The organism is Inquilinus ginsengisoli (assembly GCF_031453975.1).
Taxonomy (GTDB): Bacteria; Pseudomonadota; Alphaproteobacteria; order DSM-16000; family Inquilinaceae; genus Inquilinus; species Inquilinus ginsengisoli_A.
On record NZ_JAVDPW010000003.1, the window covers coordinates 589,214 to 603,207 of the forward strand.

At 67.0% G+C, this 13,994-nt stretch carries 10 protein-coding genes; 6 read left to right on the forward strand and 4 right to left on the reverse strand.

Annotated elements, in window-relative coordinates:
- The first annotated feature begins 3 nt into the window (after nt 1-3).
- The 5 genes from E9232_RS10395 to E9232_RS10415 all read left to right on the forward strand — a co-directional run bounded on the left by E9232_RS10395 (nt 4) and on the right by E9232_RS10415 (nt 8,261).
- Nucleotides 4-2,112: a family 10 glycosylhydrolase gene (locus tag E9232_RS10395; RefSeq protein WP_309793860.1), complete on the forward strand. Its 2,109-nt coding sequence runs from the start codon at nt 4-6 to the stop codon at nt 2,110-2,112.
- A 26-nt stretch (nt 2,113-2,138) separates the two neighbouring features.
- Nucleotides 2,139-3,125: an ABC transporter permease gene (locus E9232_RS10400; protein WP_309793861.1), complete on the forward strand. Its 987-nt coding sequence runs from the start codon at nt 2,139-2,141 to the stop codon at nt 3,123-3,125.
- On the forward strand, nt 3,125-4,300 hold the full coding sequence (locus tag E9232_RS10405; protein WP_309793862.1) for an ABC transporter permease: 1,176 nt from the start codon (nt 3,125-3,127) through the stop codon (nt 4,298-4,300). Before E9232_RS10400 ends, E9232_RS10405 begins: the two co-directional genes overlap by 1 nt.
- 11 nt (nt 4,301-4,311) lie before the next feature.
- Nucleotides 4,312-6,060 carry a dipeptide ABC transporter ATP-binding protein gene (locus E9232_RS10410; protein WP_309793863.1) on the forward strand — a complete coding sequence of 583 codons (1,749 nt, stop codon included), beginning with the start codon at nt 4,312-4,314 and terminating at the stop codon, nt 6,058-6,060.
- 86 nt (nt 6,061-6,146) lie between these two features.
- A complete protein-coding gene (locus E9232_RS10415; protein ID WP_309793864.1) occupies nt 6,147-8,261 on the forward strand; it encodes a beta-galactosidase in 2,115 nt (704 codons plus the stop codon).
- 196 nt (nt 8,262-8,457) lie between these two features.
- Here the strand turns inward: E9232_RS10415 and E9232_RS10420 are convergent, their stop codons facing one another.
- Together E9232_RS10420 and E9232_RS10425 are read right to left on the reverse strand one after the other, a co-directional pair.
- Complete coding sequence (locus E9232_RS10420) at nt 8,458-8,883, reverse strand: putative quinol monooxygenase (RefSeq protein ID WP_309793865.1); 426 nt, start codon at nt 8,881-8,883, stop codon at nt 8,458-8,460.
- A 139-nt stretch (nt 8,884-9,022) separates the two neighbouring features.
- Nucleotides 9,023-9,868, reverse strand: coding sequence for a VOC family protein (locus E9232_RS10425; RefSeq protein WP_309793866.1), 846 nt, complete (start codon nt 9,866-9,868; stop codon nt 9,023-9,025).
- Nucleotides 9,869-10,245: 377 nt separating this feature from the next.
- Between E9232_RS10425 and E9232_RS10430 the strand changes: the two genes are divergently transcribed.
- Nucleotides 10,246-11,187, forward strand: a complete 942-nt coding sequence (locus E9232_RS10430; RefSeq protein WP_309793867.1) for a helix-turn-helix domain-containing protein — start codon at nt 10,246-10,248, stop codon at nt 11,185-11,187.
- Between the two features lie 697 nt (nt 11,188-11,884).
- Here E9232_RS10430 and E9232_RS10435 read toward each other — a convergent pair.
- Together E9232_RS10435 and E9232_RS10440 are read right to left on the reverse strand one after the other, a co-directional pair.
- Nucleotides 11,885-12,991 carry an autoinducer 2 ABC transporter substrate-binding protein gene (locus E9232_RS10435; protein WP_309793868.1) on the reverse strand — a complete coding sequence of 369 codons (1,107 nt, stop codon included), beginning with the start codon at nt 12,989-12,991 and terminating at the stop codon, nt 11,885-11,887.
- Nucleotides 12,992-13,045: 54 nt separating this feature from the next.
- Nucleotides 13,046-13,990, reverse strand: coding sequence for an ABC transporter permease (locus tag E9232_RS10440; RefSeq protein ID WP_309793869.1), 945 nt, complete (start codon nt 13,988-13,990; stop codon nt 13,046-13,048).
- Between the last annotated feature and the right edge of the window lie 4 nt (nt 13,991-13,994).

Sequence of the window (13,994 nt, forward strand, 5' to 3'; positions counted from 1 at the left end):
GACATGCTGGAGACCATCGCGCCATCGGCCGGAGACCTCAGGACGGCCGACTGGTACCGGTCGGCAACGCGCTGGACGCAGCTCACGCTCGCCGAGGACGACCCCATCCGCTTCGATCCCGAGTTCTGGATCGATCTCTTCCGGCGCAGCAAGTCGAACGCGACCTGCCTCAGCGCCGGCGGCTACATCGCCTACTATCCGTCCAAGGTGCCGTTCCACTATGTCAGCCGGCATCTGGGCGACACCGACCCGTTCGGCACGCTGGTCGACGGCGCCCGGCGCCTGGGCATGCATGTCATGGCGCGGGTCGATCCGCATGCCATCCACCAGGACGCGGCCGACGCCCATCCGGAATGGATCGCCGTCGACAAGGAGGGCCGCAAGCGCCGCCACTGGGCCTATCCGAGCGTCTGGGTCACCTGCGCCTACAGCGACTATAACTTCGAGTTCATGCCGCAGGTGCTGCGCGAGATCACGCGCAACTACGACATCGACGCGATCTTCGCCAATCGCTGGCAGGGGCACGGCGTCTGCTATTGCGAGACCTGCAAACGGAACTTCCGCGACGCGTCCGGCCACGACCTGCCGCTCGACGCTGATCCCGAGGATCCGGCCTGGCTGGCCTGGACGGCCTGGCGGCGCACGGTGCTGAGCCGCCTCGTGGTCGAATGGGACGAGGCGATGAAGGCGATCAAGCCGAACACCAGCTTCATTCCCAACATGGGCAGCGTCTCGTTGATGGAGTTCGACCTGAAGCTGATCGAACGGCACTGCCCGTTCCTCGTCGTCGACGACCAGGGCCGGCGCGGCACCGAGCCGGTCTGGATGTCGGGCCGCAACGGCAAGCGCATGCGGGCGACCTTCCGCGACCGGCCGGTGGTCCTGATCACCTCGATCGGGCCGGAGGAGAAATACCGCTGGAAGGATGCGGTGACCACAGGCCCGGAGATCCGGTCGTGGATGCTCGACGGCGTGGTCCAGGGCATGCTGCCGTGGTTCACCAAGTTCAACGGCACGGTGCCCGACACGCGCTGGGTGGCGCCGATCGTCGACTGCTTCGGCCTTCACGCCGCGCTGGAGCCGGTGCTGGCGGCGACGCGGCCGGCGGCGGAGATCGCCATCCTCGATCCGGCCACCACCCTGCGCCATCACGGGCAGGAGACGCGCCGGGAGGCGGAGGCCGACGATCTCGGCGTCTACCAGGCGCTGGTCGAGGAGAAGCTGCCCTTCGAGATGCTGTCCGACCAGGCGATGACGCCCGAGCGGCTGGACCGGTTCAAGGTCCTGATCCTCGCCAACGCGACCTGCCTTTCCGACGCGCAATGCGCCGCGCTGGAGGCCTATGTCGCCCGCGGCGGCAGCGTGGTCGCCACCCATGAGACCTCGATGCGCGACGAGAACAACCGCCCGCGCGGGACCCTGGCGCTGGGCCGCCTGCTGGGCGTGACGGTGACCAGGCCGCCCCGGGGGGGCGTCCAGAACAGCTATGTGGCGCTCAACGGCCGGCATCCGATCACGCAGGGCTATGACGGGGCGGCGCGCATCATCGGCGGCACCCATCTGATCGGCGTCGAGGCCGCGGCCGATGCCGAGGTGCCGTTCCTGTATGTGCCGGATTTCCCGGACCTGCCGATGGAGGAGGTCTATCCGCGCGAGGCGCCGCGGGGCGCCGCCCTGGTGGCCCGGCAGCATCCGGGCGGCGGGCGCACCGTCTACATCCCGTGGAACGTCGGCGCGACCTTCTGGGAGGTGCTCGCCGCCGACCATCAGCGGCTGATCGGCAATGCCGTGCGCTGGGCGCTGGGCAAGCGGCCGGATGTCGAGGTGACCGGGCGGTCGGTGCTGGATGTTGCCGTGCGCGAGGGCGAGGGCGGGCTGGTGGTCGCGCTGCAGAACCTGACCAACCCGATGCTGATGAAGGGGCCGACGCGGGAGATCTATCCCGTCGGGCGGCAGGAGGTCTCGGTGGCCGTTCCCGCCGGCCGCTCCTTCGCCGGGGCGCGGCTGCTCGTCGCCGGGGAGACGGCCGGGGCGACGGTGGAAGCGGGCCGGGTGGTCGTGACCGTGCCGACGATCGACCTGGTCGAGGCCGTGCACATCACCTGGGCCTGAAGAAGACAGGGGAGGCGCGGGCGGACATGCTGCGCTACATCATCAAACGCCTGATCTACATGGTGCCGACGCTGCTCGGCATGTCGATCATCGCGTTCCTGATCATCCAGCTGCCGCCGGGCGACTATCTCACCTCGATGATCGCCATGATGACGGATTCCGGCCAGAACGTGGATCCGGCGCAGGTGGCGCGGCTGCGGGAGATCTACGGTTTCGACGACCCGGTCTGGCTGCAATACTGGAAGTGGATGAGCGGCATCCTGTTCCGCGGCGACTTCGGCTATTCCTTCGAATGGAACCGGCCGGTCGCCGATCTGATCTGGGAACGGATGGGCGCGACGCTGGCGATCTCGGCCGCCTCGCTGCTCTTCGTCTGGGCCGTCTCGCTGCCGATCGGCATCTATTCGGCCATGCGCCGCCATTCGGTCGGCGATTACGGCTTCACCTTCCTCGGCTTCCTCGGTCTCGCAGTGCCGAACTTCATCCTGGCGCTGACGCTGATGTACCTCTCCTACAAGTATTTCGGCCAGAGCGTGGGCGGGCTCTACTCGCCCGAATACATCGACGCTCCGTGGACTTGGGCCAAGATCGGCGACCTCCTCGCGCATCTGTGGATCCCGGTCATCATCATCGGCACGCACGGCACCGCCGCGCTGATCCGGATCCTGCGGGCCAATCTCAGCGATGAGCTGAACAAGCCCTATGTGATCACCGCCAAGGCCAAGGGCCTGCCCGAATACCGGGCGGTGCTGCGGTACCCCGTGCGCATCGCGCTCAACCCCTTCGTCTCGGCCATCGGCTGGGTGCTGCCGGAGCTGATCTCCGGCGCCACCATCGTGGCCATCGTGCTCAACCTGCCGACGGCGGGGCCGCTGCTGCTCCGGGCCCTGATCTCGCAGGACATGTACCTGGCCGGCAGCTTCATCCTGCTGATGGGCGTGCTGACGCTGATCGGGATGCTGATCTCCGACATCCTTCTCGCGCTGCTCGACCCCCGGATCCGGTTCACCTGATGAGCGAGCACATCTTCATCGACGGGCCGGCGGAGACGGGACCCGCCGTCACCCTCCTGAAGCCCCGGACCAGCTCGGGCGAGATCGCCGCCGCCGGGCAGTGGGCGCTGATCTGGCGGCGCTTCGCCCGCAACAAGGTGGCGGTCGCGTCCGGCGTCGTCATCCTGCTGTTCTATCTCGTCGGCGCCTTCGCGGAATTCCTGGCGCCGGCGCTGCCCGATGCCGCGCGGCCGCAATTCACCAACGCGCCGCCGCAGAAGATCCGCTTCTTCGCGGCCGACCCCGACGGCGGCTCACGGTTCCTGCTCCATGTCACCGGCTATTCCATGCAGGTGGACCAGGCCTCGCTGCGCCGCACCTATGTGGTGGACGAGGCCAAAGTCGTGCCCATCGGCTTCTTCGTGAAGGGCCCGGCCTACCGGCTGTGGGGCCTCATCCCGCTGGACCGGCACCTGATCGGCCCGGTGCGGCCGGCCGACACCATGTATCTGCTCGGCACCGACAAGCTCGGGCGGGACCTGCTGAGCCGGCTGATCTACGGCACCCGGATCTCGATGTCGATCGGACTGGTCGGCGTCTGCGTCAGCCTGCTGCTGGGCGTCACGCTCGGCAGCCTCTCCGGCTTCTATGGCGGCGCGGTGGACATGGTGATCCAGCGCATCATCGAGGTGATCAGCTCGATGCCCACCATCCCGCTCTGGCTCGGGCTGGCGGCGGCGATCCCGCTCACCTGGTCGCCGCTGCACATCTACTTCGTCATCACGCTCATCGTCTCCCTGTTCGGCTGGACCGGGCTGGCGCGCGAGGTGCGCGGCCGGTTCTACGCCCTGCGGGGAGAGGACTTCGTCACCGCCGCCAGGCTGGACGGGTCGGGCGAGCGGCGGCTCATCTTCCGCCACATCCTGCCCTCGCTCACCAGCCACATCCTGGCGGTGGTGACGCTCGCCGTCCCCACCATGATCGTGGCCGAGACGGCGCTGTCCTTCCTCGGCGTCGGGCTGAAGCCGCCGGTGGTCTCCTGGGGCGTGCTGCTGCAGGAGGCGCAGAACGTGCGCACCATCGCCGGCGCGCCGTGGCTCCTGGCCTGGCCGGCCGGCGCCGTGGTGCTCGCCGTGCTGGCCTTCAACTTCCTCGGCGACGGCCTGCGCGACGCGGCCGACCCCTACGATTCATGATGGGGGCCGCGATGGGACTGATGACGGCGGACCGGCCCGCCACAGAGGCCGACACGGCCGAGGTGGTGCTGCGGGTCGAAGGGCTCAGCCTCGATTTCAACCTGCGCACCCATATCCTCCACGCGGCGCGGGAGGTGAGCTTCGACCTGAAGCGCGGCCGGACGCTTTGCCTCGTCGGCGAAAGCGGCTCGGGCAAGAGCGTGACGGCGCGGGCGCTGCTGCGCATCGTCGACCGCAAAGGTCGGATCGCCGGCGGCCGCATCCTGCTGCGGGGCGATGGCGGCGAGATCGACATCGCCGCGCTCACGGAACGCAGCCCGGAGCTGCTGAAGATCCGGGGCGGGCGGATCGGCCTCGTCTTCCAGGAGCCGATGAGCTCGCTCTCGCCCGTGCACACGATCGGCTCACAGATCGTCGAGGCGCTGCGGCTGCATCGCCGGCTCGGCAAGCGGGCGGCGCGCGAGGCGGCCATCGACCTGCTGCGGCAGGTCGAGATCCCCGATCCCGGCCGGATGATCGACCGCTACACCTTCGAGTTCTCGGGCGGCATGCGGCAGCGGGCGATGATCGCCATGGCGCTGGCCTGCAACCCCGACATCCTGATCGCCGACGAGCCGACGACCGCGCTCGACGTGACCACCCAGGCGGAGATCCTCGACCTTATCAAGCGGCTGCAGGACAGCCGCGGCATGGCGATGCTGCTGATCACCCACGACATGGGGCTGGTCGCCGAGATCGCCGATGAGGTCGCGGTGATGCATTACGGCCGCATCGTCGAGCGCGGCAGCGCCGACGACATCTTCCACGATCCGAAGCATCCCTATACCCGCGCGCTTTTGAACGCGACGGTGAAGCTGGAGCAGAACCGGCGCGCGCTCGCGAAGCCGGCGGCCGCCGAACCAAGCGAGGCGTCGCCGGTGCTGTCGCTGCGCAACGTGTCGAAGGTCTATGGCCGCGGCGACCACGCGGTCCGGGCGGTCGACGATGTCAGCCTCGACCTCTTCCCCGGGGAGAATCTCGGCATCGTCGGTGAGAGCGGCTCGGGCAAGACGACGCTCGGCCGGCTGATCCTGCGGACGATCGAGCCCAGCGCCGGCCGCATCACCTATGTCGATGGCGCCGGGCGGCCGGTGGAGGTGACGGCGCTCGGCAAGCCGGGGCTCAGGGCGTTCCACCGCGATGTCCGGCTGGTGTTCCAGGACCCGTTCGCCTCGCTGAATCCGCGCATGACGGTCAAGCAGATCATCGGCGATCCGCTTTATGTGAGCCGGACGGCACGCGGCGCAGAGCTGACCAAGAGGGTGGGCGAACTGATGGAACTGGTCGGGCTCGACCCCCTCGCCATGGAGCGCTATCCGCACGCCTTCTCGGGCGGGCAGCGGCAGCGCATCGGCATTGCCCGCGCCCTCGCGCTCGACCCGCGCATCGTCATCGCCGACGAGGCGACCGCCGCGCTCGACGTCTCGATCCGCGCGCAGATCCTCGACCTGCTGCTGGACCTGCAGCGGCGGCTGCGCCTGAGCTTCGTCTTCATCTCGCACGACATCTCGGTGGTCCGCTATTTCTGCGACCGGGTCGCGGTCATGCATCGCGGCCGGCTGGTTGAGATGGGCCCGGCCGAGGAGATCTGCACCGCGCCGCGCGAACCCTACACGCGCAGCCTGATCTCGGCCGTGCCGAGCCCGGATCCGCGCCGCAAGCGGATGATGCACCGCACCCGTTTCGTCCCCCAGGAGGCACTGGCCGGCAAGACCAGCTAGCCCCGGGGATCCATAGGACAGCGATTGAGGCGGCGGCGCAGGACCGCGTCCGCCGAAGGAAGAGTGTTGCGCCAGAGGAGCGTCCCATGCCCACGGACAAGGTCCCGCAGATTCCGTTCGGAGCGGTCTATTTCCGCAAGTCCAACCCGCCCCCCGAGGATTGGCAGCGGGACTACCGGACGGCGGCCGAGGATGGACTCAACATCTTCCGTCACTGGTTCATGTGGAGCGTCATCGAGCGTCGGCCCGGCGTCTACGACTGGGACGACTATGACCGGCAGATGGACCTGGCGGCCGAGAACGGCCTCAAGACCATCATCGCCGAGCTGACCCACACGGTTCCCGACTGGGCCTATCGCAAATTCGCCCACGCGCGGCAGCGCCGGATGGACGGGCGGCCGCTGACCTCGAACATGGGGGTCAGCGCCGCCGTGGGCGGCTTCGCCAACAATGGCGGCGGGGCAGGGGCCCTCAGCATGAACTGCCCCGAGGTGAAGGCGGCGGCCGGTGCGTTCCTGACGGCGCTCGCGACCCGCTACAAGGGGCATCCGGCGCTGCTCGGCTACGACGTCTGGAACGAGGTCAACTACGCGGCCGATGTCGATTATTCGGACCCCGCCAAGGCCGCCTACCGCGAATGGCTGCAGCGGAAATACGGCGACCTCGAGACGCTGGCGCAGGCCTGGCACCGCTATTCCTATGCCGAGTGGGAGGACATCGAGCCGCCGGCCGAGATCGCCCCCTATCCGGAAGGCCTCGACTGGATCGAGTTCCGGCGGGACAATTTCTACGGCCAGATGCAGTGGCGGATCGACACGATCCGCGCGGTGGACCCGCAGTGCCTGATCGCCGCGCATGGCATCGCCGGCGCGATCCCCAACATGGCGGCGAATGGCTGCGACGACTGGCTGGCGGCGTCCAAGGTCGAGATCTACGGCATGACCTGGGTGCCGGCGCGCAAGGGCAACCAGCCCTGGCGCAACTTCTACGGCGCCGACATGACCCGCGCCGCCGCCCGCGGCAAGCCGTTCTGGCACGCGGAGCGGCAAGGCGGCCCGCTGTGGCTGCAGCCGCAGGTGCTGGGCCGCGACAAGGAGGATGGCCGCGTCGCCGAGCCGGAGGACATCCGCGTCTGGACGATGACCTCCTTCGCCGCCGGCGTGACCGGCGTCCTCAACCTGCGCTGGCGGCCGCTGCTCGACGGCCCGCTGTTCGGCGCCTTCGGCTCCTACGCCATGGACGGGTCGCGCACGCCGCGCTCCGACATGGCCAGCGCCATCGCGAAATGGGCGAACGCGCCGGAGCGGAAGGACGTCTTCGCGGCACGGCCGGTGAGGGGCGATATCGGCCTGCTGGTCGTTCCGGAAGCCCAGGCCTGGGACCTGCTGCTCAACCACCGCCACTGCCCGGAGACCTATGCCGAGGCGATGTGGGGCGCCTATCGCGGCTTCTTCGACAACGGCATCCAGGCGGACTGGCTGCATATCGACGACATCGACGCCCATGACACGATCTATGCGCCGTACCCGATCATGCTCACGGCGGCGCATGCGGAGAGGCTGGCCCGCTGGGTGGAGGCCGGCGGCACGCTGATCAGCGAGGCCTGCATCGGCTATTTCGGCGACCGCGGCAAGGTCGGCATCGTACAGCCGAACCACGGGCTGGACCGCGTCTTCGGGGTGCGCGAGCACGAGGTCGAATTCATGCCCGACATCGGCGATCGCATCCGCTTCGACTATGACGGCCACAGCGTGACGGGCGGCGGCTTCCTGCAGAGCTATACGCTGGCGGGCGGCACCGAGCGCGGCCGGTTCGCCGACGGGCGGCTCGCGATGGTCGAGCACACCCATGGACGCGGGCGGACCCTGCTGGTCGGCACCCATCCGGGCGTGGGCTATTTCAGGACCTCGGGCGAGGCGAATCGGAGCTATTTCGCCGGGGTCTTCGCGTGGACCGGCCGGGAGCAGCATGTGCGGCTCTCGAACGGCGCGCTGCAGGCCAGGTTGCATGACGGCGAAAGCGGCAAGGTGCTGTGGGTGGTGAACCCGACGCGTGAGACCCAGCGCTCGGCCGTCACGCTCGCCGGCCGCTACGGAACGCTCCGCTTTGGCGAGACTCATTGGGCGGCCGAGAACGCCCGGATCAAAGATGACGAAATGGTACTCCCGCCACGAGACGTTCTGGTGGTCCGGCTTGCCTAGATGCGCCTTGCAGCGTAAGTCGCGGCTGGGTCGCATGCGGTCGTGTCGGCTTCGATGGCCACGGGCACCGGACCTGTTGTTCGGGACAGCATACTGGCTTGATCTCTATGCCTCCCGGGCCGTTACCGCAGCTGGCTACCGCCTTGAGCCGTTCCAGAGGTCAACTACGCTGGCAGGTCCTCAAGCCGCTCTTTTGTCAGCGTCCTGAGGCCGTGTTGCCGAGGATGCCCATGCGGATCACGCTGATCTCGCCATCGGCGAGTTCTGGCAGGCGCGCGAACCAGGACTGGACATGCGGGGTTCGATTATGCGCCTCGAAATCGGTCTGGCTGGCGAAAATCTCGGTGAAGATGAAATGCCCCGGCGTCTCGCGGCTCTCATGGAGGAAGTAGAGCAGGTTGTTCGGCTCGGCGCGTACCTGCGCCACGAGCGGTAGCGTGATTGCACGTAGGGCGTCTTCCTTGCCCGGCTTGGCGCGAATCTGTGCCACGACGGCATAAGCGTCGGCAGGAATGGCGGTATAGCGCACTCCATCAGCGTCTCGGGCGATCGCTCCTGGCGTGGGGAGCGCGGCCGCTACCATCGTTGCCACCATGACGCGGGACAGGAACTTGCCCGACATTGCATATCTCCTTCCGTCCTGGGTTTTGCGGCTCGTGTGTCGTGCTCGCGCCTCGCGAGGGAGCCAGTTGCGCACCCCTGTTGGGAGGGGGCGCGTAATGCCTCAGTAGCTGTGAAACCCTGCACGGCTTGTTCTCCGTTCAGCGCGATGAGGACACCATCTTGCGCCGCGCTTCGAGCGCGTCGTCGAAGGTCTGCTTGACCGAACCCAGTGCCTGCACGAACTCGAGCTGCTCGCCTTCCGAGCCGGTGCAGTAGATCAAGCGCCACCCGTCCGACTTGCCTTCGGTGATCCCGTTGGAATTGGCGTCGAGCGGGGCTGCGCGGCGCTCGGCTTCGTTCGCCACGGTCACGACGCGGTTCGCGCGGACGTTCGTCATGCCGCGCCGGCCGGACTCCGCTTCGAGGTCGGCGATGAATTGATTGAAATCGGCGTCGTCGCGGATGTGAAAGCAGATGTGCATCATCCGCGGAAATGCCGGGCTCATGTGATCGAGCGGCTCGGCGAATGCCTGTGGTCCGCCCATCGGCTGATCGGCATCGCGATATTGCAGGAGCTCGACGACGACATTGTCGAACTGGACGAAGCGCACGTCGAGCCGCTGCGCACCGCCGCGAAGGTCGGGAATACCCATTGTGCGTGGGTTGACGCCGCGTGCGCGAGCTTCGATTTCCTGGCCAGTCAGCAGCGTATTGTGGATCCGTTCGCCTTGGAAATCGCCATCGCGCATTACCTCGGTTCCGCCTAGCACCTCGGTGTAGAAGGTGAAAGCTCGCTCCATGTTCTGGACTGTGAGGCCGAAATGTTGAACGCCTTGCAGCCGCTGGCCGATCGGTAGCTCGTCGGACTTGGCCGACGTCGCCCGCCGCCCCTGCGCCGCGGCCGGCGCTGCCATTCCGGTGACTGATGCCGCTAGCACCGTACCCGCGGTTTTCAGCGCATCCCGGCGATCGAGGCCTCCTGAAATCTGTCCATGATTTTCCATCGTCCCTCTCCCTGAAATTGCCCTTGGCGTCGGCGGCCCTTCTGACAGTGGCCAAGCGCTCTTGCCGCTGCATCGCGCTGCAACTCGCCTCGTATGCAGGCTGTTTTGCCACCATCCCCGCGCCGAACGGTGCGAACGCCGCCTCTGACGCCTAGATGTGCGCGCCGCGGCTGGCGTGTATTACAGAATCTTGCTCTTTTGCCGCGCCAAGAGCTTCGATGGTGATTGGATTTCCCAGATCTCGCCGATCCTACTGGGCGACGCCTCGTGGGCCGTAGCGCGGGTCGTGCCGTCCCGGCTCGGCCTACCTGCCATGTTGCAGATGGTGTAAATTCGAGCCGGCCAGAATACGTCGAAGCACCCTGGAGCACGGGCGGTTGAAATTCGAAGACGCCTGGAAGGGGATCGAAAACGGCCAGATGGGTGATGGCGCGGGCACCGGCTTTGCGTCCTGTGGGGCGACTTATTCCTCTCACGTTCCGCGTTACTGGAGAGACCATCTGATCGCACCGGTACGCACGATCGGTGCTGCAACGGCGACGTCGCTCAAGATGAGCTACTGGTTCTCGACCATCGAGGATTCTCCGCAGGAGGGCGACCCGACGTTCGTCAGTGCTTCACTGCGAACGAGCGTAGCAACGGCTTGGCGCGATGCTGCGCCGTCGGGCCGAGTGTCCATGTTGCCGTTCGAGGGCGCACAATGGCGCTTCGAGCAGCCGGTAAGCTTCATGCAATTCCATCTTCCTTTCGAACTGATGGGCATGGTTTGCGCATCGTTGTTCGGAAGGGAACTCACCCACGATCATCTTCGGATGCCCGCGGACGTGCCGGATTCCCAGCTTTGCCGTCGGCTGGACCGCATTGGGCATACGGCCTCCCTGATAGAGCCTACAAACCTCCTTCTCGATAGTTGGGCATTGATCCTCGCCGAAACGTTCCTCCGGCGGCTATCGAGCCACGGCGAGCGAAACGGCCACGGGCCGTTCGGCAAGCTTCCCGCAAGGGGGATCGCACGCGTCGTAGCTTACATCGAGGACGGCGTCGACCAGGACCTACGCCTGTCATCGCTCGCTGCTGTCGCCGGAATGAGCGTTTATCATTTTGCCCGCCGCTTTCAGGAAACGGTCGGCATATCACCTTACTCCTATGTGCTGGTGCGGCGCATCGGACGCGCTCGTGCGCTGCTGCGCCGGAACGACGAGCGGCTCGTCGACGTGGCGCTGGCTTGCGGCTTCTCAAGCCAGTCCCATTTGACGACAGTCTTCCGCCGATGTCTCGGTGTTACGCCGGGAGAATATCGCCGGCGCGTGCAGGGATGAAATGGCTTCGACGGCAACGGGACTGTGGAAAGATGCCCAACCGGTCGCCTGCCGCGGACAGCCCTGGGTGCTCGATAGTATTCGCTTCTCTACGAGACGGCTTGGCGTCGCTCGGGCTCAACATGCCTCATTGCCCCGGATGATCCGTAATCATTCGCGAGCCTCAACCTTCGGGCCAGCTCATACCATCCATCTCCAACGCGCCAAAGGCGGTCGCGTCCGCTTCGGGTAGTCCAATACAGTGTCCGGCTTCGGGAGCCTCCTGAGGCGCCAGGCCGGCGAGGAAAGGACGTTCCCAGCCAGCTTGGCCTGCGTCCGTTCTGGAGAAGCCGCAGCGATGGCCGGAAATGGCACTAACGCATCATGCGTTCGCTCCTGAGCGAGGTTGCGTTATGCAGCAAGGCGCGGAACTGTGCTCTCGGCCAATCGCAAGAATCGTTGGTTGCGGGTCCCCGCAACCACCTCGGTTATTACTCCCCCGATATTTGTTATAACTGCTTCGATATCAACATGATCCTGAGCCCCGCCCGAGAAGGCGGGGCTCTGCGCTTCACGGACCGATGCGAAATCGGATGCCCGACCGGAGCGGAGACCAAGCCCCCGCTCCGACACAGACGGATCATCTTGCGATGGTCCTGGTGCTCAACTCCAGTTTCAACGGGCTAACGCTCTAGGAAGGCGATGACAGTTTCGCCGATCAGAAGTCGAACTTATCGATGTTCTCCTTGGTGAAGACGAAGGGCGCCCCGAGCAGGATCTCGCTGCCGTTGACGACCTGGAGGTCGCCGAGCTTGCCGGCCTTCACCGAGGTCGCGCCCGGCTTCAGCGTGCCGTCGGCCACGGCCCGCAGCACATACATCGCGGCATAGCCGAGATCGACCGGGTTCCACAGCACCACCGACTTGACGCAGTCCTTCGCCACATAGGGCTTCATGGCGTTGGGCGTGGCCAGGCCGATCACGGCAATCTGGCCGCATTTGCCGGCCTGGGTGACCGCCTCGGCGGAGGCCGGGGTCGCCACGCTGGTCATGCCGACGATGCCCTTGAGCTCGTCGCCATGCTTGTTGATCAGCGTCGTCGCCTGGTTGAAGGACAGGATATTGTCCTCCTGCGCCTCGACCGTCTCCAGCCATTTCAGCTTCGGATGGCACTTCTCGGCATAGGCCGCCATCTCGGCGATCCAGCGCGCCTGGTTCGGCGTGGTGAAGGTCGAGGTGACGATGGCGAAGGAACCCTCCTCGCCGATCTCCTTCGCCAGGTTGTCGATCAGCGACTTGGCGATGCCATTGAACTCCGCCTGGTTGACAAACCATTGGCGGGCGTCCGGCGTCGAATTGGCGTCGTAGCCGACGACGTTGATGCCCTTGGACAGGGCCTTCTTCAGCACCGGCGCGATGGCGACCGGGTCGTTGGCGGCGAACAGGATGCCGTCGACGCCGCTGGTGATGGTGTTGTCGATGAAGGTGATCTGCTCGTCGATATTGGCCTTGGTCGGGCCGTCCGTCTTGGCGGTGACGTTGCCGAGCTCCTTGGCCGCGTCGGCGATGCCCTTCGAGGTCGCGTTGAAATAGCCGATGCCGATCAGCTTCGGGATGTCGACCACGGTGAGCGGCTTGCCGGCGCGGTCCGGCGCGCTGGTCGGGGTGCCGCCGTCATAGGGCTTCGCCGCCGCCGCGGCGGCCGTCCCGTCGCAGGCCAGCGGGCTGGTCGGCAAATCGTCGCCGCCCGTCCAGCCCGAATCCGCCCGCGCCGCGCCGGCGGCAAGCAGCACGCCGAATGCCAGGGCCCAAGTCGTCCGCCTCATGTCATCTCCTCCACTGTTTGCGGGCCGGAATCCGGCGAGGCCCGCGCTTGTTGGTCAGCCGTCGCCGTCGCGGCGGAACAGGTTGCCGATCAGAATGGCGAGGATCAGCACCACGCCGATCACGACGATGGTGCCGTCGCCCTTCACCCCGGCCAGGGACAGGCCGTTCTTGATGGCCTGCATCAGGATCAGCCCGAGCACCGTGCCGATGATCGTGCCGCGCCCGCCGAAAATGCTGGTGCCGCCGAGGACGACCGCGGTGATGACGTCGAGCTCCAGCCCGGTGCCCATGTCCGAGCGCGTGGTCGACACGCGCGACACGAAGACCACGGCGGCGAGCCCGGCCATCAGCCCCGAGCCGGTGTAGATCAGCAGCTTGGTGCGGTCGACGCCGATGCCCGAGAAGCGGGCGGCCGTCTCGTTGGCGCCGACCGAATAGGTCGACCGGCCGAAGGTGGTGAGGCCGAGGATCACGGCGGCGGCCGCCGTCACGGCCAGCAGGATCCAGAGCTGGGAAGGCACGCCGAGCGCCTCGCCCTGGCCGAGGCCGAAGAACCAGTCCGGATAGCCGCGCACCGATCGCGCCTGGCTGATGCCCTCGGCCAGGCCGCGATAGAGGGCGAGGGTGGCCAGGGTGGCGATCAGCGGCGGCACCCGGAAGCGGGTGATGATCAGGCCGTTGACCAGCCCCGCCACAGCGCCGACCACCAGCGCCAGGGCCATCGCGGCGGGCAGCGGCAGGCCGAGGGTCTTCCAGAACACGCCGAGCAGAATGGCGCAGAGTCCGAGGATCGATCCGACCGACAGGTCGATGCCGCCGGTGACGATGACGAAGGTCATGGCCAGGGCCACCAGCCCGACCTCGGCCATCAGCCGGCCCTGGTTCAGCAGGTTGTCGATGGTGAAGAAGCGGTCCGACTGGGTGGCCAGAAGGGCGAGGGCGATCGCGACCAGGATGGCCAGGATCGTCTCGTGCCGGAGGAGGAAGCGCAGCGACACCGGC